This is a genomic window from Candidatus Neomarinimicrobiota bacterium, from assembly GCA_016784545.1.
Taxonomy (GTDB): domain Bacteria; phylum Fidelibacterota; class UBA8477; order UBA8477; family JABMPR01; genus JABMPR01.
Genome location: JADHUM010000038.1, coordinates 1 through 19,306, shown reverse-complemented (window position 1 = coordinate 19,306; position 19,306 = coordinate 1). Strand labels below are relative to the sequence as shown.

18 protein-coding genes and 1 tRNA gene are annotated in these 19,306 nt (G+C 43.7%); all 19 read left to right on the top strand.

Translation table 11 applies throughout. The annotated features are described in order from the left end of the window. Positions 1-163 precede the first annotated feature (163 nt). Positions 164-1,546 carry a tyrosine phenol-lyase gene (locus ISR87_09795; GenBank protein MBL7025738.1) on the top strand — a complete coding sequence of 461 codons (1,383 nt, stop codon included), beginning with the start codon at positions 164-166 and terminating at the stop codon, positions 1,544-1,546. A 200-nt stretch (positions 1,547-1,746) separates the two neighbouring features. Beyond that, positions 1,747-2,430: a Crp/Fnr family transcriptional regulator gene (locus tag ISR87_09790; protein ID MBL7025737.1), complete on the top strand. Its 684-nt coding sequence runs from the start codon at positions 1,747-1,749 to the stop codon at positions 2,428-2,430. Between the two features lie 71 nt (positions 2,431-2,501). Beyond that, positions 2,502-2,792, top strand: coding sequence for a hypothetical protein (locus tag ISR87_09785; GenBank protein ID MBL7025736.1), 291 nt, complete (start codon positions 2,502-2,504; stop codon positions 2,790-2,792). 109 nt (positions 2,793-2,901) lie between these two features. Next, a complete protein-coding gene (locus ISR87_09780) occupies positions 2,902-3,750 on the top strand; it encodes an MTAP family purine nucleoside phosphorylase (protein MBL7025735.1) in 849 nt (282 codons plus the stop codon). A gap of 77 nt (positions 3,751-3,827) precedes the next feature. Further along, on the top strand, positions 3,828-4,577 hold the full coding sequence (locus tag ISR87_09775) for a phosphatase PAP2 family protein (GenBank protein MBL7025734.1): 750 nt from the start codon (positions 3,828-3,830) through the stop codon (positions 4,575-4,577). Between the two features lie 58 nt (positions 4,578-4,635). Next, a complete protein-coding gene (locus tag ISR87_09770) occupies positions 4,636-5,328 on the top strand; it encodes a hypothetical protein (GenBank protein MBL7025733.1) in 693 nt (230 codons plus the stop codon). A gap of 850 nt (positions 5,329-6,178) precedes the next feature. After that, positions 6,179-6,252, top strand: a tRNA-Arg gene (locus tag ISR87_09765). A 72-nt stretch (positions 6,253-6,324) separates the two neighbouring features. Then, positions 6,325-6,993, top strand: coding sequence for a tetratricopeptide repeat protein (locus tag ISR87_09760; protein MBL7025732.1), 669 nt, complete (start codon positions 6,325-6,327; stop codon positions 6,991-6,993). 106 nt (positions 6,994-7,099) lie between these two features. Beyond that, positions 7,100-7,555, top strand: coding sequence for a hypothetical protein (locus ISR87_09755; GenBank protein MBL7025731.1), 456 nt, complete (start codon positions 7,100-7,102; stop codon positions 7,553-7,555). 16 nt (positions 7,556-7,571) lie between these two features. After that, on the top strand, positions 7,572-8,858 hold the full coding sequence (nusA, locus tag ISR87_09750) for a transcription termination factor NusA (GenBank protein MBL7025730.1): 1,287 nt from the start codon (positions 7,572-7,574) through the stop codon (positions 8,856-8,858). A gap of 95 nt (positions 8,859-8,953) precedes the next feature. After that, on the top strand, positions 8,954-11,488 hold the full coding sequence (infB, locus tag ISR87_09745) for a translation initiation factor IF-2 (GenBank protein ID MBL7025729.1): 2,535 nt from the start codon (positions 8,954-8,956) through the stop codon (positions 11,486-11,488). A 23-nt stretch (positions 11,489-11,511) separates the two neighbouring features. Next, on the top strand, positions 11,512-11,847 hold the full coding sequence (rbfA, locus tag ISR87_09740) for a 30S ribosome-binding factor RbfA (protein MBL7025728.1): 336 nt from the start codon (positions 11,512-11,514) through the stop codon (positions 11,845-11,847). Then, entirely contained in the window at positions 11,844-12,512 is a 669-nt protein-coding gene (gene truB, locus ISR87_09735; GenBank protein MBL7025727.1) for a tRNA pseudouridine(55) synthase TruB, read from the top strand. Before rbfA ends, truB begins: the two co-directional genes overlap by 4 nt. Next, positions 12,491-13,450 (top strand): bifunctional riboflavin kinase/FAD synthetase, encoded by a 960-nt coding sequence (locus ISR87_09730; GenBank protein MBL7025726.1) that lies wholly within the window; start codon positions 12,491-12,493, stop codon positions 13,448-13,450. Before truB ends, ISR87_09730 begins: the two co-directional genes overlap by 22 nt. A gap of 10 nt (positions 13,451-13,460) precedes the next feature. After that, positions 13,461-13,730: a 30S ribosomal protein S15 gene (gene rpsO, locus ISR87_09725; GenBank protein MBL7025725.1), complete on the top strand. Its 270-nt coding sequence runs from the start codon at positions 13,461-13,463 to the stop codon at positions 13,728-13,730. Positions 13,731-13,759: 29 nt separating this feature from the next. Next, positions 13,760-15,940 carry a polyribonucleotide nucleotidyltransferase gene (gene pnp, locus ISR87_09720; GenBank protein ID MBL7025724.1) on the top strand — a complete coding sequence of 727 codons (2,181 nt, stop codon included), beginning with the start codon at positions 13,760-13,762 and terminating at the stop codon, positions 15,938-15,940. Between the two features lie 9 nt (positions 15,941-15,949). Then, positions 15,950-17,191, top strand: coding sequence for an insulinase family protein (locus ISR87_09715; GenBank protein MBL7025723.1), 1,242 nt, complete (start codon positions 15,950-15,952; stop codon positions 17,189-17,191). A gap of 79 nt (positions 17,192-17,270) precedes the next feature. Further along, on the top strand, positions 17,271-18,386 hold the full coding sequence (gene ald / locus ISR87_09710; GenBank protein ID MBL7025722.1) for an alanine dehydrogenase: 1,116 nt from the start codon (positions 17,271-17,273) through the stop codon (positions 18,384-18,386). A 33-nt stretch (positions 18,387-18,419) separates the two neighbouring features. Beyond that, the gene (locus ISR87_09705) at positions 18,420-19,163 is read left to right on the top strand and encodes a polysaccharide deacetylase family protein (GenBank protein ID MBL7025721.1); all 744 of its coding nucleotides are present in this window, start codon (positions 18,420-18,422) and stop codon (positions 19,161-19,163) included. Positions 19,164-19,306: the final 143 nt, after the last annotated feature.

Genomic DNA, 19,306 nt, shown 5'->3' with positions numbered 1-19,306 from the left:
TAGATATGGAATGCTTATTGCTTGGTATTTCATCGAGTTGGATTTAGAAACTATCCCTTGATCCAGGTCTGATTACGAAATGGTGGGCACAGTCACATTGTGTCGTTCCCAGGGCATTTCGTACAACGATAGATTCAACACGTTTTATGGATGGAGAATTATTATGACCTACAGAAAATCCTGGGCAGAGCCCTGGAAAATTAAAATGGTCGAACACTTGACAATGACTTCTCGGGAAGATCGTGTCAAGGCAATCGAAGTAGCTGGCTATAACACCTTTTTATTGAGATCAGAGGATGTTTACATCGATCTGCTAACAGATAGTGGTACCAATGCCATGAGTGATCGTCAATGGGCAGGTATGATGCTTGGTGATGAGGCTTACGCAGGTAGTCGCAATTTCTACAACCTGGAAAAAGCAATCCAGGACTATTACTCTTATAAACACATTATTCCCACGCATCAGGGAAGAGCAGCAGAGCACATGATGTCCCAGATTCTCATCAAAGAAGGTGATTATATACCTGGTAACATGTATTTCACAACCACCCGGTTGCATCAGGAACTCGCAGGGGGGACTTTTGTTGATGTCATCATAGATGAGGCGCATGATACTGAGAGTGAACATCCCTTTAAGGGAAATGTTGACTTTAAAAAATTGGATGACCTGGTTAAAAAGGTGGGTGCTGATAAAATTCCATATATCTGTATTGCAACAGCCGTCAATATGGCAGGTGGACAACCTATCTCACTTCAGAATATTAGGGAGCTGCGTGAATACACAACCAGGCATGGTATCGATATCGTCCATGACATGACGCGAGTCGCAGAGAATGCCTGGTTTATAAAACAACGGGAAGCTGGATATGCTGATAAGAGCGTCCAGGAAATCGTTTTTGAAATTTGCTCTCTAACGGATCATGCAACCATGAGCGCCAAAAAAGATCCCATTGTCAATATTGGTGGTTTCATGGCAACCAATAACGAAGATGTCTATCGTCAAGCTCAGAATATGGTAGTTGTGTATGAGGGTTTACACACATACGGAGGTATGGCAGGACGTGACATGGAAGCTCTGGCCATCGGTATCAAGGAATCAGTACAGGATGACCATATGCGTGCCCGTGTGGGCCAGGTTGAGTATTTAGGTGATAAACTCATCGGCTATGGCATCCCCATCGTGAGACCCATCGGAAGTCATGGCGTCTTTCTGGATGCTAAGAAATTCTTACCGCATCTCTCGCAGGATGTATTCCCAGCCCAGACATTGGCAGCGGAAATCTATATTGAGAGCGGTGTCAGAAGTATGGAACGAGGAATTATCTCTGCTGGCAGGAATAAAAAGACCGGTGACCACAACCGTCCAAAATTGGAATTGGTCCGCCTCACCATCCCTCGTCGTGTGTATACACAAGCTCACATGGATGTGGTGGCTGAATCCATTGCTGATGTTTATGAAAGAAGAATGGAGATAACGGGTCTGCAGTTCACATATGAACCTGAATACCTCAGGTTTTTCCAGGCCAGGTTTGAACCACTCAGCTAATACTGATCCCAAATTAAATATGATTGAAGCGGTTCCCATTACGGAGCCGCTTCTGTTTAGCCAAGTATCGGTTTGAATAATTACGTGCTTCAACTATTATATCGCCAACCAGGAATCAAATTATTGAATTTGATAATCTGTGACGGATAGAAAATGTTGTTTGACTCGATTCCCCATAGAAAACAGGAGTACAACATATCATGGCTGAAAAAACCAAATTATGGTATTTACAGAATTTCAACATGTTTGATGGCATGAGTCCCAAGATGATGATGGAACTTGCACAGAATACATCAATGCAGAACAATTCAAAAAAGGAAATTATATATTTTCCTGAGGACGCCTCGAATACAATTTATTTTCTCAAAGCTGGAAAAATTAAAATTTATAGACTTTCTGAAGATGGCAAGACCACCACACTTCAACTTTTAGGACCAGGCGAAATTTTTGGGGAGAGTGCTATCCTGGGGCAGGATACCCATGACAATATTGCTGAGGTGGTTGAAGATGCAGTTGTCTGTGCCATGGACAAACGAGATTTTCAGGACCTCATGGAGAAAAGCCCCAATTTGACCATGAGTGTGAATAAGTTTATTGGATGGCGTTTACGTAAGATTCAGGCCCATGTAGAGGATTTGGTCTTTAAAAGCGCAAGTCAGAGGATTATTTCCTTTCTTCACCGCTATGTGGAAACCTTTGGTAAAAAGATGGTGGACGGGTGGATGGTACGACCATTTCTTACCCATCAGGAGATAGCTGATCTCACTGCCACTGCCAGACAGACTGTGAATCAGGTTTTGAATGAGTTGGCTGAAAAGGGTGTTATCAAATTCTCTCGAAGATTTCTGCAGCTTAAAGGTGACCTTGACCAGTTGGAAACCTGATTCCAGGCTCTCTTCCACAAACATGTCTGCAACCTGACAGTCCCGCTTCATGGTGCTGTCTAGATTCAGACATGGAAAACATACATACTGATCCAGATCAGATCAAAGTTGAAATCATTGTTCGTGAAGGCTGTAACTTCAGTTATAAGACCCTAAAGTCATTAGTACAAAGTCGCGAACTATTCCCTGAAATGATTCTCAGTGTTGTGGATATCACTGATACGGCTGACAATCGTCAAACCATAGGGGGGATTACTCCCTCCATCTGGGTAAATAATAAGCTTTGGTTTCTGGGTTCCTTCTCCTTAGAAACCTTTCATTCACGATTGTCTTCCCTGTCTTCATCAAGAGGCTTAGACTAGTTGGAAAGCCCCACTGCAGGGGAAAAAGATACTACTCATTCATTTCGAGATTAGATTAAAGCTGTGAATTAATCTCGACATTCTGTTCTGAATTATGGGAGAAATATCCATGCTGGGTATTATCGGTGGTACAGGTCTGTACAATGTAGATTGGATGGAGGTTCTCGATAACCGAATCGTTGGAACCCCCTTTGGAGAACCTTCTGCTCACCTTTCATTTGGAAAAGTAGGAGATGAGGACATTGTATTTTTGCCCCGTCATGGTGAATCTCATCAATTTTTACCCTCTGAAGTTAATTATCGTGCAAATATTTGGGCTCTCAAATCAGTGGGGGTCAAAAGGGTAATATCCTTTTCAGCAACGGGAAGCCTTCGAGAGGAAATCAAACCTGGCGAATTTGCCCTACCCTCGCAATATTTTGATTTTGTGAAAGATGGACGCCCAAAAAGTTTTTTCGGAGATGGTCTGGTAGCTCACATAACCTCAGCTGAACCGGTTTGTACCATACTTCGCAATCAGATATTTAGTTCAGGGCAAACACTGAAATTGCCAATTCATAACAATTTGACCTACGCATGTGTGGATGGTCCCAGACTGGGTACACGGGCTGAAAGTTTCTTCATGAGAGATGCAGCTAAGTGTGACTTAGTGGGTATGACCAATATTCCAGAAGCCTTTCTAGCCAGGGAAGCACAGATGTGTTACTCAACGGTGGCCATCCCTACTGACTATGATTGTTGGATGGATGACCCAAGCCAGCATGTTACTGTACCTCAGTTACTTAAGCGATACAGCGAAAGTTTGGATAGTGCCATGGAGCTCCTAAAACACACTATTCAAAACCATGACCATCAGCAAAAATGTGAGTGTCATTCCAGTTTGGAGGGAGCTCTCATGTTTGATTCTACAATTCTTAGAGGTGGTCACAAAATCATGATGGATGTGTTGCTGGCTTGAAAGATTTCACCCATTTGGACTGGAGATTTAACATCGATTCTAGGATTAAAATAGTTCTAATTTGTTCTGTGCTGCTGTTGCAGACCAATTTGAATTATGCTCAGGAGATATCCACCAGAGACTGGCTCATTTCAGGCTCAGGGCTGGGGCTGGCCCTCGGACTTGAGCTTTATGGAAAATCACATTTTGTCCCTGAGACACCCCGATTGAGTTCACCCAATTCGTTTGACAGATATATGCGCGATAAAATATGGGTGGGAGTCAACAAACAGGATGGGGCCAGAGCCTGGAGTGATAGACTCATTTACGGGGTAAGCATGTCAAGTCTGCTTTGGGGACCCTTGTTGGCTGAGGACACAGAATTAGCTTTACTGGTTAATACCCGTGTGTTTGCAGCCAATAGCATCATGACCAATATTGTAAAAATTGCTGCTGCAAGAGAACGTCCTTACAGCTATTTCCAAACCCGTGAGTCAGAAGGCAAGAAAGATTATACCTCCTTTTATAGCGGACATAGTAGTGCTGCCTTTTCACAGGCTGTGGCCAATTCCATGATACTAAGTCGCAGTTATCCCCAACACGAATCTCTAATTTGGTCCACTCTATTGAGTACAGCAGGAGTAACAGCTCTTTTGCGTGTGGGCGGCGATATGCATTATTTCACTGATATTCTTACAGGAGCTTTTTCTGGATCTCTGATTGCCTGGTGGGTGACCCAGGCTGAACTAAAAAAACAGGGGATGTATGAGCGTGAAGTGAAAACATCCTTGCATATGCAGGGCACTGGCTCAAATATTGTCCTTTATCTTAAAATACCGTTGGGCTAAAACACATTTATATCGTATTTTTATAAATCAAATAGTTTGAATAGAGGAGTAATATAAAATGACTGAAAAGTTACCTGGAAAAAGTAACCAGCAATCATGGATTGCCATTGTAATCATTGCCATAGGCGCAATTTTTCTATTACAAAGTCTCAATATTATGCATTTAGGTCATTTTTTAAGCGAATGGTGGCCTGTCATTCTCATCGTAGCAGGCTTTCTAAAATTAAAGAGCGACGATCGTCGCAACGGATCAATTCTCTTTATAATTGGTCTGGTTCTCCTATCTGCAACCCTGGATTTTATAAATTGGGGCAGCATCTTTAAACTCTGGCCCCTGGCCATTCTTTATGTAGGTGTATCAATGCTGTTGAAGTCTAAAGGCAAGCCCGGTTTATCTTTCTCAACAGTTACATCTGAGGATGATGATTTTATCAATGCCACGGCCATCTTTGGCGGCGTCGAAAAGAAAATACATAGCCAGGCTTTTAAAGGAGCCAATGTAATGGCACTATTCGGTGGGGTAGAGATTGACCTGACTGATGCAAAGGCCATTGATTCAGGGTGCGTGGTTAATGTTACTGCCCTGTTCGGAGGAGCGGAGATTCGAGTACCAGATGACTGGAATGTCATTGTCACTGGAACCCCCATATTTGGTGGGGTAGAGGACAAATCCAAGGGTGGAGCAGAGGGCGCTGTTAATATTACCCTGAACTGTACAGTTGCATTTGGAGGTTTGGAGATCAGAACTTAACAAACACAATCAGAATAGAATTAATTGCAAAGGGGCTACCTCAAAAGGGTAGCCCCTTTTTTTGGTATAGGGGAATAGGGGGCGTTTACTCGCATATATGACTGTTAGTGATATGAGTGCATACAAATGGGTTACCTCCCTCTAAGTTAGTTTCAAAGATTTGGCCATTGAGCATTCGAACTAGGTCAAAGCGTTGATTTATTACACTCTTACATTGAATCTATCTACACCCTATGGGTTTTGATAGACAGGTCTGACGAAGTCCACGAACGTAAATAAGACGATTCATTCTTTTCGTTTACTTCGTTCTAAAATGAATGAGAATAAAGATTTTCTGCTCTGAGTGCTTGATAAAGTAATTGTAGAGAACGTGTTGGTTGCCATTGCTTACAATATCATGAATTTGTTGTGAAAGAAAAATGGTTGAAAAACTGGCTCCTCTAGACCCCTATATACCCAAACTCTTTTTATCTGATGAAAATGGAGCCATATCGAAACAAATCGTGACATTTTAAGGACCTCTGAACCAAACATCCCTATATACCAAAAGCTGCCACCTCAGGATTTGAGACAGCCTCTTTGTTTATCAGAACTGTTTAATCTTTACCAGTAAATCCCTTTTGTGCCCCTGCATGCTCGTTTATATTGGCGTGCTTTTTTATCCGCCTTCGCAGAATGAACTGGGTTCACCCAGAGATGAATGCGATAATTCTGCTGCGTCGCGATATCACCCTGAAAAATTGGCGGATAAACACGACGAAGTGGCTTTGACCACCCAGGCGGGTTATAGACGGGATCACGAGTTTGAATACCTGCCAGGAGTAGGTGCTCGGTAGTCCCCATGGACAATGCCCCTGTAGCTCAGCAGGATAGAGCAACGCTTTCCTAAAGCGTAGGTCAGGTGTTCGAATCACCTCAGGGGTACGAAAATTACCCATGAGGCAAGAGCCGGGGTTCGTTATTGACAATAGTAATTTTGAAGGGATATGATATCCGATGTTGACACCCAAAAAGAAACTAACTAAAAAAGAATTAAAGCACGATCCATTGCTGGATACCCTTGAGAAAGGGCAGGAGTTCTACGAGAAAAACAGTAAACAGATATTGACAAGCGCTGTGTCTGTGGTTGTTATCATCATTTTAGTCTGGGGTTGGATGAATAATCGTGAGACCACCAGAAGCGAAGCCATGCTCGCAAGCACAAAGGCCACAATAGCTGCTCTTGGTGGCATGGAGGACAATGTCCTCGCTGAACTGGAACGTGTTGTGGATGAATATGGAAACAACGATGCAATTTCTCAAGCTACCTATCAGCTTGGTGTTGCCAGGTTGCAGGCAAATGATATAAGTGGAGCCAGAGAGTTGTTTACCACATTGGCTAACAGTTCAGATAAACAGTTACAACTTGCTGGAAAATTGAAGTTGGCCTATCTCTTGGAAAAAGAAACCAATTACGGAGATGCAGCCGCACTCTATAGCCAAGTTGGTGCACAAAACAAGGGTGTTGTATCTGACTACGCCAAGCTTCAGGCTGGCTATGCGTATATCGCCGATGGAAACGTGACCAAAGCCGATAAAATTGTTAAAGAACTTTTAAATAAAAAACCTACAGGAAAATTCCTCGAACAGGTGAAATATTTAGAAGGTAAAGTGCTGGAGAAATAATTGCAATTATTGAACTTGCAATCAGGGCTCTCCCCGAATATATTTCGCCCGCAAAGTGGGTTGAATGACCCACTTTGTTTATTTGTAAAGGTATTGAAGACGCGAAGTGAATTGGACCGATGAAGAAATAAAAGCCGGAATAGAGCATTGCTTTGAAGGTGCTGAGGATATTTTCCTCGTTGATGTAACATTAGTTGCATCGCGGGGTGGTTTTCAGCTCATTGCAAAGTGTGACAGTGATTCCGGTATCACCATCGACCAATTGGCTCGTATTAATCGATCCATTCATAATAATCTTGTACTCCCCGGTTTAGATATAGAGAAGGTTTCAGTCGAAGTCACCTCACCCGGTGCGAGCTTCCCGGTTAAATTGGCCCGCCATTTTAACAGATTGGCTGGGCATTCTATGAAAATTGAGCATCGCTCTGAAGCGATGCAAAACCCCCTGGATGGCGAGATCGTTTCAGCCACTGATGAGTCCCTTACTGTCAAAGTAAAGGATGAAGAGATGGTCCTGGAGATGGTTGATGTTATTCAAGGCAAAGTAAATATGCGATGGTAGAAGGAGGATTGACCCCTTGATCAGTAAAATTATCATTGAATCGTTTATCCAGCTGGCAAAGGATAAGGATATCGACCGCAAAGAGCTGGCTGATATCATTAAAGAAATCTTTGAAGCTTTGATTCAGAAGAAATACGGAAACGTTGACAACTTTGATGTAATTGTCAATATGGATAAGGGTGAGATTGAGATCTACCAGGAAAAAGAGGTCGTTGAAGTCGTTGATGATCCCGATTTTGAAGTAGATGTCAAGACCGCACAAGAAATTGCCCCTGACCTTGAAATTGGCGATCCCTTTATTGATGTTGTAGATCCTGCGACCTTCGGACGTCGTCTGATCACATTTGCACGCCACGTCATGGCCCAGAAAATTCAGGAGTTTGAACGCGATCAGATCTATCGGGATTATTCAAGTCGCGTCGGTGAAATCATCATTGGTGAGATTCATCAAATCCGTCGTGATGCACTCTTTGTGAATATTGACAAAGCTGAACTGAAGATGCCTCGTGAAGAGCAGATTTATAGTGAACGCTATCGCCGTGGCGACAGTGTACGTGCCATTATCAAAGAGGTTCGCTCAGATAAACGCGGTCCAGAAATTATCATTTCGCGTGCCGACCCAAGCTTCCTCCATAAATTATTTAAAAATGAAGTGCCAGAGATTGAAGATGGCATCATTGATATCCGCACGCTCCATAGAGAACCAGGTGATCGTACCAAGATCATTGTTGAATCTCATGACAAGCGTATTGACGCTGTTGGAGCCTGTGTTGGTATGAAGGGTAGTCGTATTCAGGTTATTGTTCGTGAATTGAATGGCGAGAAAATTGATATCATCAACTACACGTCTGAACCACAACTGTTGGTTACCCGTGCACTATCTCCTGCAAAACCCTATCGTGTGACAATTGATTATGAAAATCATAGAGCTCTAGCCCTCTTTGAGGCTGAAGATATCTCCATCGCAATCGGTAAGAATGGGCAGAATGTCCGTCTCGCTTCAAAAGTGACAGGTTTTGAAATTGATGCAAAATCTCGCAGTGAAGTCGAAGGTCCTGTTGTGGTTGAAGTATACCTCGAAGAAGTTGAGGGTCTTCCCAAGCGAGTGGTTTCAATTCTTGCTGAAAATGGTATTGACACGGTGAATGAAGTTGTGAATACCAGCAAGGAGGCTTTGCTGAGCCTGAAAGGTCTTGGTGAGAAATCACTTGAAGAGTTCATGACGGCTTTGATGGAAAAAGTTGAAGTAAAAGTTGAAGTCATCGAGGAAGTCGTAGAAGTAGACGACTCAGATGAGGAATAAGCTTAGGTAGCTGCCACTGGAAACAGTTTTAGAATGTCTCCGGTTTTGCAGGGCTGAGGTGTTTCTGCTTAAAAGGGATGAGGAAAGAGGAACGATTGGATAAACCAAAACGAATATATCAAATTGCGAAGCAGATAAATATCTCCCATAGTGAGATAGTGACCTTTCTTAAGGATCAAGGACTTGATGTAACTAATCATATGAGTCCGGTAGACGAAGAAACTCACAATCTCATTCTCAAAAACTTTGCTTCTGATCTTTATCAAATTGAGCTTGATCAGAAAGAAATTGATCGCAGGGCCCTTGAAGAACAGCGCCGGGTTGAAGAAGAAGAACGTATCCGCAAGGCTGAAGAAGCAAAATCAGCCCGTGAGGAAGAAGATCGTTCGAGACGAGATGCCGAAGATCAACGCCGTCAAGAGATCGAAGATGCCAAGCGCAAGGCTGAAGAAGATCGTAAAGAAGTAATTGCCAAAGCCAAGCGCGACATCGAAGAAGAAGAAAATCGCAAATTAGCTGAAGCTCAGGCTGCCAAAGAACAAGAAGATCTGGACAAGCAGAAAAGTGCAAAGAAAGCTGCCAAGCCTACCATTCTCCGTCCAGGTGAAGATCCTGAGGCAAAACCTGAAGAATCTACAACTGACAAAATTATCGCCAAGAAAATTGAGCGAAAGATAAAGCATGTCGTGAAAACCGCTGCCCCTAAAGGCAGAGGCAAGCCCGTTAAGAAACGTCGCACTTTTGACCAGAAGGAAGTGGATGCCTCTATTAAAAAGGTAATGACTTCACTGGATACTACTAAAAAACGCAAACGTCGTAGAGATGGAAGACCGGAGGAAATGGCTGAGGATGCAGCCTATCGCGTTTCCGAGTTTGTCTCCGTACACGATTTTGCTGATCTCATAGAAATCGATGTTGCTGACATCATCAGCAAGTGTATGGATATGGGTATGATGGTTACCATCAATCAGAGGATTGATAAGGACACCATCGAACTCCTGGCTGAAGAATTTGAAATTGCCGTCGTCTTTGAAGACAACACGGTAACTACCATGGATGAAGAAATTGCTCTCGAAGAAGTTGATGAAGCAGATCTTGAACCTCGTCCACCCGTTGTAACCATAATGGGTCATGTTGACCATGGAAAAACCTCTCTCCTTGATTATATCCGTGAAGCCAATGTCATATCCGGTGAAGCAGGTGGTATTACTCAGCATATTGGAGCTTACTCAGTGCCAGTTGGTGACGACAAGCTTATCACCTTCCTTGATACACCAGGGCACGAAGCCTTTACTGCCATGCGTGCTCGAGGCGCCCAGGTTACAGATATTGTTGTTATTATCGTTGCAGCTGATGATGCTGTGATGCCACAAACCATAGAAGCCATTGACCATGCTAAAGCCGCAGGTGTCCCCATTGTTTTTGCCATCAACAAGATGGATGTGCAGGGAGCAGATGCCGAGCGAGTACGTCGGGAACTATCAGAACGTGACATGCTGGTGGAGAGCTGGGGTGGTAAATACCCAGATGTTGAGATTTCTGCGAAACTGGGAACCAATGTAGACGAATTGCTAGAAACCATTGCCCTTGAGGCCGAAGTCCTGGATTTAAAGGCGAATCCTTCAGGGAAAGCACGTGGAATCGTGGTTGAATCCAAACTGGATAAGGGTGTGGGTGCACTGGCAACCGTTCTGGTGAGTCGAGGGACCATCAAAATTGGAGATCCCTTTGTTTGTGGAGATTACTCGGGTCGCGTTCGTGCCCTGAAAGATGATCATGGAAGAAGAATTAAAAGTGCCGGACCTTCTACTCCTGTAGAAATTCTCGGCTTTAGTGATGTCCCACGTGCTGGTGATAATCTGATCGTCATGAAAAATGATAAAGAAGCTCGTGATGTGAGTACACAACGCCGTGCATTGCGTAGAGAACAAGACTTCAAGCGTATGCGCCATCTGACATTGGATCAAATCTCCCTACAGATATCTGAAGGAAAGGTGAAAGAAGTTCCTCTCCTCATCAAGGGTGATGTTGATGGTTCCATTGAAGCATTGGCAGATTCATTCATGAAAATGTCCACCACTGAGGTTGCAGTCCGCATTATTCACCGTGGTATTGGTATGATCAAGGAGTCTGATGTGCTCCTGGCAGCTGCCTCTGAGGCTATTATTGTTGGTTTTAATGTAACAGCTGATAGCAATGCTAAACTTTTGGCCAGGGCTGATGATGTTGAAATACGCTACTATGACGTCATCTACGCAGCAGTTGATGATGTCTATCAAGCCCTTGAAGGCCTTCTAGAGCCAGATGTGATTGAGAACGAAATTGGTAAGGCAGAAGTCACTGAACTCTTTAAAATTCCTAAAATTGGGATTATTGCCGGTTCTATGGTTACAGAAGGTGTTGTTCGCCGAAATGCCAAGGTTCGCCTCATTCGTGAAGGTGAGGCCTTGTTCAATGGTGAATTAAATGCACTCAAACGTTTCAAGGACGAAGTGAAAGAAGTCATGGAAGGCAATGAATGTGGAATTTCACTAAAGGACTTTAGTAAAATAAAAGTCGGTGACATCATGGAGTTCTATTCAGAAGAAATTATTAAACGCAAATTGGAATCTTCTGCGAAGAAAAAGTGACCTTGTCGGATAAAGTAAACTAAATGGGTATTGCAAGACAAAAACGGGTCGCAGAGGCCATCAGGGCAGCAGTAGCTGAATATCTGATATTGAACCTGGCTAATGCTACGCCGGGTTTTGTTTCTGTTACCAATGCAAAAATGACTCCGGATTTAAAAATCGCATATGTCTATTTTTCCATATATGGGAACGAAGAGGATGTTGCATTCACATTTAAAACTTTAGAGCAACACAATGGCCGCGCTCGTTTTCATGTGGGTAAGGAAGTACCTCTCAAGTATGTACCGGAGTTGAGGTTCTTCATTGATGATTCACTGGGATATGCTGATAAGATGAATCGGGTGATGAAAGATCTATGATTGTCCCCGAGCATATCATTAATATTGACAAACCCATGGATTGGACCAGTTTTGACGTGGTTCAGAAGGTCAGATACACGACCAGGATTAAGAAAGTCGGGCATGCCGGCACTCTGGATCCATTTGCCACAGGGGTCCTCATCATTTTAACAGGCAAAAATACCAAACGTCAGAGCGAATTTATGGATATGCCTAAGACCTATGATGCAGAAATTCTGCTGGGAAATAGGACGGATACTGGAGATCGCACTGGAACCATTACTGAATCTGGCACAGTACCTGACTTATCTGAAACGATGATTTTAAGTGCACTGGCTGAATTTCAGGGGGATATAGAACAGATACCTCCCATGTATTCTGCCAAGAAGGTTAATGGTCAAAAGCTTTATAAACTGGCTCGCAAGGGTAAGGTCATTGAACGTAAACCATCTATCGTGTCGATATATAATATTGAGCTCAGTTCATGGAGTTCTGATCAAATAAATATAAGAGTGAATTGCGGTAGGGGAACTTACATCAGGGTTCTGGCCGAAGATATCGCTCAAAAACTGGGCACATTAGCCCACGTAAAAGAATTAAAAAGAACTGCCATAGGTGACTATCGCGTAGAGGATGCCTTGAGCATACCAGAGTTTATTGAAAAATGGAAATTGTCCGCAGCCTAGAAGACTTTCCTGAACTGACCGGTTGCGTTGCTACCATCGGCAGTTTTGATGGTATTCATCGTGGTCATCAGTCCTTGATTGAAAGATGTATATCTGAGGCTCAGGACCGTGGATTGCCATCAGTAGTCATCACTTTCCATCCTCATCCACAAGAATTGTTGAGAGATAGCCATCGAAGACCCATCCGTTTATTGACTGGAATTGAAGAAAGAGCGTTTCTTATTGAGCATTATGCTCCTGTAGATTTTCTTCTGGTTCTTGATTTCAATCGTGGATTTTCCAGCATGGAAGCAGATGAGTTTGCTGAAAGGGTTCTTGAAGATACCCTTCGGGTCGAACATGTTGTGGTAGGCTATGATCATCGGTTTGGTCACAATCGTACCGGTGATGCTGAATGGCTATGCGAGCGTGGTAAAACCAATGGCTATGAAGTTAGCGTGGTAGGTCCCATAAATAATGAGGATGTACCAGTCAGCAGTACTTTGATCAGAGACCACATTCAATCTGATAGGTTGGATCTGGCCAATGCCATGTTAGGCCACGCCTTCACAATATTTGGCACAGTGGTCCATGGCGATGAGAGGGGACAGAGCCTTAATTTTCCCACAGCGAATATTGATCCGCATGCGGAAAATAAGTTGATCCCGAATAAGGGCGTGTATCTTGCACGGGTAAAAACAGATGAGTTTTCCAGCTTTGGAATGTGCAATATTGGGGTTCGTCCAACCTTCAAGGAAGGGACTGAGATTACAATTGAAGTGAATCTCTTCAATATCCCTGAAGGCAAAGAAAATTTGTATGAGCAAGATGTCATTCTTGAGTTCTTACAAAAATTAAGAGATGAAAAGAAATTTTCCAGTGTGGATGATTTAATAAAACAATTAGAAAACGATAAGAAAACGTGTTTAGCGATAATCGAAAATTATCGGGATGTCTGAAGGAGGACACATGTCAATAACAAAAGAAGAAAAGGCCGCTCTCGTCAAGGAATATGGCGAAAATGGGAATGATACCGGATCAACAAGTGTTCAGGTTGCTATTCTCACGACTCAGATTAAAAATCTGACAGAGCATTTGAAAGCCTACAAAAAAGACCACCACAGCCGCCGTGGCTTGCTCAAAATGGTTGGGCAACGTCGCCGCCTGCTACGCTACATCCAGAAAAGTGATGCAGCTGAATACAAAGCTTTAATTACAAAGCTTGGTATACGTAAATAGGAATTGGAGATATTTTGATTAAAAAAGAAATGATGTTGGGCGGACGCACGCTTAGTCTTGAAACCGGTCGTATGGCCAGACAAGCTGGTGGCTTCGTGCTCGCCATGTATGGTGAGACTGCTGTCCTCGTGGCAGCTACTGCATCAAAACATGAAGACAATAGCAGGGATTTTTTCCCACTGCAAGTCGAATATAGAGAAAAAGCTTATGCCGGTGGAAAAATTCCCGGTGGCTTTTTCAAAAGGGAAGCACGACCTTCTGAGAAAGAGATTCTCAGTTCTCGCATGACGGATAGACCTATTCGTCCGCTTTTCCCTGAAAATTTTAACAATGAAACTCAGGTTATGATAACTGTTGTTTCAAGTGATGGTGAGAACACAGCTGATTCATTGGGTACTATTGGTGCCTCATTTGCACTGTCCATCTCCGATATCCCCTGGAATGGCCCTGTAGCCTCAGTTCATGTAGGTCGTATTAATGGCGAACTCATTCTCAACCCAACCTATGCCCAGGCAGAAGAATCAGAAATGGATGTTACCATTACTGGTACGGCAACTGATGTGGTTATGGTGGAAGGTCAAGCCAATGAAGTATCTGAAGAAGTCATGGTGGAAGCACTTGTCTTCGCCCAGAAAGCCATTTCAGAAGTTGTGGCTTTCCAGCAGAGCATCATTGATGAGATCAAACCCGTAAAACGTGAACTCAAAGTGGATGAGACCAAAGCAGCCATCGTTGCTGATGTGGACGCATCAATTGATGAAGACATGCTTACCAAATTGAACTCAATTGTTTTGAAATTAGAACGTCAAGAAGCACGTGATGCAGCAAAAGATGAACTGCTTGCCAAATTCGAAGAAACTTATCCTGATCACCTCAAGGTAGTTGGAGAAGTTTTTAGCAATCGTCTCAAAGCCAACATTCGGGAAAGAATTATGGCCAAGGGTCAGCGCGTTGATGGTCGTGGATTGAAAGATATCCGTCAGATCACTGCTGAAGTTGGTGTCTTGCCTCGAGTGCATGGCTCAGCTCTGTTTACCAGGGGTGAAACCCAGGCATTAGTTATAACAACACTGGGTACCAAGTTAGATGAGCAAATCATCGACAATGTGGATCAGGACTATAAAAAGTCATTCTATCTCCATTATAACTTCCCACCCTATTGTGTAGGTGAGACAGGTCGCATTGGTTTTACTGGTCGTCGCGAAATTGGTCATGGAAACCTGGCTGAGCGTAGTCTCAGACCTTTCCTGCCTGGTAAGGAAGATTTTCCTTATACAGTACGTCTCGTATCTGAGATTCTCGAGTCTAATGGCTCATCTTCCATGGCAAGTGTTTGTGGTGGATCATTAGCGCTTATGGATGCTGGTGTTCCCATCAACAAAACAGTTGCTGGAATCGCCATGGGACTCATCAGTGATGGAAAGCGTTTTTCCGTACTTTCTGATATCCTTGGAGATGAAGATCACTATGGTGATATGGATTTCAAGGTCACAGGAACAAAAGACGGTATCAATGCGATCCAGATGGACCTCAAGATCGAGGGTATCAGTGCTAAACTCATGACCGAAGCTTTGATTCAGGCAAAAGAAGGTCGCGAGCACATCATTGACATCATGGAAGCTGCCATGCCAGCTGCACGTGAAGAACTTTCCCCACATGCTCCTAGATTCATTACTATCAGAATCAAACCTGATCAGATTGGTGATGTCATTGGACCACAGGGTAAAATCATCAAAGCCATCCAGGCTGATACCGGCGCAACTGTGGAGATCGATCAGGAAGGTATTGTGTTTGTCTTTGCAGAAACTGCAGAAGGCGCAGAAGCCGCTGCTGAACGGATTAACGGAATTGTCCGTGTACCCGTTGCAGGTGAAGAGTTTGATGCCAAAGTGGTACGCTTAATGTCATTTGGTGCTTTTGTAGAATTTTTACCAGGCAAGCAGGGACTGATTCATATCAGCGACCTTGAATATACCCGTGTAGAAAAAGTTGAAGATGTTATCAATATCGGTGATACCGTCAGAGTTAAATTGATGGAAGTCGATGACAGTGGTCGCTACAACTTGAGTCGCAAAGCACTTCTCGAAATGCCAGAAGGTTACGTTGAACCACCAAAGAGACCTCGTCCAGCACGTGATAACAATCGCGGTGGTGGCAGAGATCGTGGCGGTCGGGATCGCGGACCTCGTCGGGATAACAATCGTCGGTAAATTGCTGAAGTGACCTCACTTCGTAAGCAAACGACACTATCGAACGGACTGACCATCGTTACTGAAACGGTGGACACAGTCCGTTCGGTGGCTTTAGGCATCTGGGTGAGAGCAGGCAGTCGCTATGAACCTGCACCCCTGGCTGGCATCTCACATTTCCTGGAGCATACAGTTTTTAAAGGTACCAAAAATCGGTCTACCTTTGAAATTGCATCCTCTCTGGAGAGCGTGGGTGGCCACCTCAATGCCTTTACCACCAAAGAGTACACTTGCTATCATGCCAGATTTCTCAGCGAGTATCTGGAAGAGGCCGTTGACGTACTCTCAGATTTATTGCTCCATCCAACTTTCCCTTCAGCCGAAATAGAACGAGAAAAATCCGTTGTTCTGGATGAATTGCGCGATAGCAAAGATGTCCCGGAAGAATTGGCTTTTGATACTTTTGAAGAATTCCTTTATCCCGATAATTCAATTGGGAAGCCCATTCTGGGAAATGAGACTTCTATTAAAGACTTCACACCTGAGGCCTTGACAACATATCTGGATAGAAACTACAGCCCGGAGAATACAATTATTGTGGCTGCTGGCTTTGTAGATCACCAGGATCTGGTGAAATTAATTGAAACCCGATATGATCGACCTGGATCAGGGGTAAATATTTTTGAAGCTATCGACCCCTCAAGCTATAAACCAGGTAAGGAAGTCAGAACCAAGGATATTCAACAGAGTCATCTCATCACCGGTTTGCCAATATTCTCGGTATTTGATGAACGACGGTACGATATCGCCGTATTAAATTCAATCCTTAGCGGGGGAATGAGCTCCAGGTTATTTCAGAACATTCGGGAAGCCCACGGTGTTGCTTATCAAATATTTTCTTTTGTGAATCTGTATCGTGATACAGGGTCATTTGGTGTTTATCTGGCCACAGATCCAGCAAAACGTGATCTTGCTGTTGAGTTAAGTCTTATAGAGCTTGAAAAAATGGTCAATGATCCTGTCAGTGATGCTGAACTGGAAATGGTCAAGGCTCAATACAAATCCGGGATAGTCATGGGTGACGAATCCATGGAGAGACGTATGATGCGACTGGGTCGCCAGCAGATATATTATGGTGAAAATATTGATCTAGATAAATTTCTCAAAAAGATTGAAGCGATTGATGTCCATAGAATTCAAGTCTTGGCACGAGAATTGTTCAATCCAGATATGTTTTTTACAAGCATTTTGGAACCGGCCAGCGCAGTCTAGAGGACAGTCCCCAGGGGATTTCGAGATTTTCGAGTGTGGACATGCACAACCGTCCAATCATTATCATAAGGAGGCGAATATGATCGTCGGAGTACCTGCAGAAATTAAAACAAATGAAAATCGTATTGCGATGACTCCAGGTGGGGTTGAATCGTTGGTCATGAATGGTCACAAAGTCCTCATTGAGGACAATGGTGGTATCAACAGTGGTTTTACCAACGAGATGTATGAGGAAGTCGGAGGGACCATAGAAGCCGATGTTGATAAGATTTGGGCTGATGCTGATATGATCGTCAAGGTGAAAGAACCACAACCAGTTGAGATAGCCAGAGCTCGTCCAGGTCAAATTGTATTTACTTATTTTCACTTTGCTGCTGATGAAACACTTACCAGAGATTTTCTTAAAACCAATGCCTGGGCGGTTGCTTATGAGACCGTTGAAGACAGAACCAAAAAATTACCTCTTCTTGAGCCCATGAGTGAAGTAGCCGGGCGAATGGCTACACAAGAAGGAGCCAAATACCTCGAGCACACCAGTGGTGGTCGTGGCGTTTTATTGGGCGGAGTTCCCGGTGTAAAACCTGCAATTGTGTTAGTCTTAGGTGGTGGTACCGTTGGTACCCACGCCACCAAGATCGCTGCCGGTATGGGTGCCAATGTCACCATCATGGATATTGATCTGAATCGCCTGCGGTACCTGGATGATATTATGCCCAAGAATGTGAGCACAATTTATAGTTCACCTGCCAATATCCGCGAATTATTGCCAGCAGTTGATCTTGTGATAGGAGCAGTACTGCTTCCTGGGGCTAAAGCTCCAAAACTTATCACCCGCGAAATGCTTAGTGAAATGAAGCCGGGCTCAGTTATTGTTGATGTAGCTGTTGACCAAGGTGGTTGTGTTGAGACTTGTAGGCCCACGACGCATGAAAATCCAACCTTCATGGTTGACGGTGTGCTACATTATTGTGTTGCCAATATGCCTGGCGCTGTACCCTATACTTCCACGAAAGCCCTAACCAATGCAACTTTACCCTATATAATCAAATTAGCCAATAAAGGTGTCAAGGAAGCATTGAGAGCAGACGAAAACTTTGCACTTGGTTTAAATATGGTAGACGGTAAGGTTACCTGTGAAGCAGTAGCTGAAGCTTTTGGTCTGGAGTATACTCCCGTTTCAAAGGTGTTGAGCTAAAGTTTGGCCTTCCCCGTTTATAACAGGGGTCTTGTGTATCACAAGGTCTCTGAAGATTATGAGTGGGGAGTTACAACAACGACACCTCGCCAGTTTAGAGCCCAAATGTTGGCACTCCAGCATTTGGGCTTTTCGTTTTCAAATATTAAAGACTATGATGATTCCCAAAATCAGATACTGGTCACTTTTGATGATGGCTATTCCTGCATCAACGAATTCGCAGTACCCATTCTGGAAACAGTTGGCGGAGTTGCAACCGTGTTCGCTATCACAGACTATGTGGGTAAGAAAAATAGCTGGGACTATTTTCCTGAAAGCAGACAGATCAGCCACATGAATTGGTCTGAACTCCGCAGCTTACATGAGAAGGGGTGGGAGATAGGTTCTCATGGGAAGACCCATCGTCGTCTTATCGCCATGGATACAAACGAAATCAGAAATGAATTGCTGAGCTCAAAAAAAAACATTGAAGATCGAATTGGGAGTGAGGTCACGACCTTTTGTCCACCATTCAACGCCTGGAATTCAGACCTGATATCCCAGATTGAACAGGCTGGGTACACCCAGGTCGCCATTTCCTATCCCCTTACGGGATTGCCAAAATGGGCCGGCCGTTTTGTTCCTCGCCTGGGGGTTTACCTCCATGATAGTATGCCACTTTTCCAGGCAAAAATATTCGCCAATCCTTTGGCTCCCCTGGAAGTATTACAGCAACAATTGATTAACATGGCAGGGGATGGCAAGATTCTCGAGAGTTGGCTTAAGCCCGAGTATTAAAAAACACCCGAATTAAGAGGCTGTGTGAAAACGGGGGTCCAATAGAGGATACTTAGTTAGGGTTTCGATCCCGCGACTAGACAGATCATGCGTAACCTTTTGATAATAAACTAGATAAGTTGTATTTATTCTTGTTATTAATT

Excerpts from the sequence above, each read along its gene's own strand:
- ISR87_09790 (MBL7025737.1), top strand. The coding sequence starts at position 1,747 with ATGGCTGAAAAAACCAAATTATGGTATTTACAGAATTTCAACATGTTT.
- ISR87_09760 (MBL7025732.1), top strand. The coding sequence starts at position 6,325 with ATGTTGACACCCAAAAAGAAACTAACTAAAAAAGAATTAAAGCACGAT.
- rbfA (MBL7025728.1), top strand. The coding sequence starts at position 11,512 with ATGGGTATTGCAAGACAAAAACGGGTCGCAGAGGCCATCAGGGCAGCA.
- ISR87_09730 (MBL7025726.1), top strand. The coding sequence starts at position 12,491 with ATGGAAATTGTCCGCAGCCTAGAAGACTTTCCTGAACTGACCGGTTGC.
- ISR87_09785 (MBL7025736.1), top strand. The coding sequence starts at position 2,502 with ATGGAAAACATACATACTGATCCAGATCAGATCAAAGTTGAAATCATT.
- rpsO (MBL7025725.1), top strand. The coding sequence starts at position 13,461 with ATGTCAATAACAAAAGAAGAAAAGGCCGCTCTCGTCAAGGAATATGGC.
- ald (MBL7025722.1), top strand. The coding sequence starts at position 17,271 with ATGATCGTCGGAGTACCTGCAGAAATTAAAACAAATGAAAATCGTATT.
- ISR87_09780 (MBL7025735.1), top strand. The coding sequence starts at position 2,902 with ATGCTGGGTATTATCGGTGGTACAGGTCTGTACAATGTAGATTGGATG.
- ISR87_09770 (MBL7025733.1), top strand. The coding sequence starts at position 4,636 with ATGACTGAAAAGTTACCTGGAAAAAGTAACCAGCAATCATGGATTGCC.
- pnp (MBL7025724.1), top strand. The coding sequence starts at position 13,760 with ATGATGTTGGGCGGACGCACGCTTAGTCTTGAAACCGGTCGTATGGCC.
- truB (MBL7025727.1), top strand. The coding sequence starts at position 11,844 with ATGATTGTCCCCGAGCATATCATTAATATTGACAAACCCATGGATTGG.
- ISR87_09795 (MBL7025738.1), top strand. The coding sequence starts at position 164 with ATGACCTACAGAAAATCCTGGGCAGAGCCCTGGAAAATTAAAATGGTC.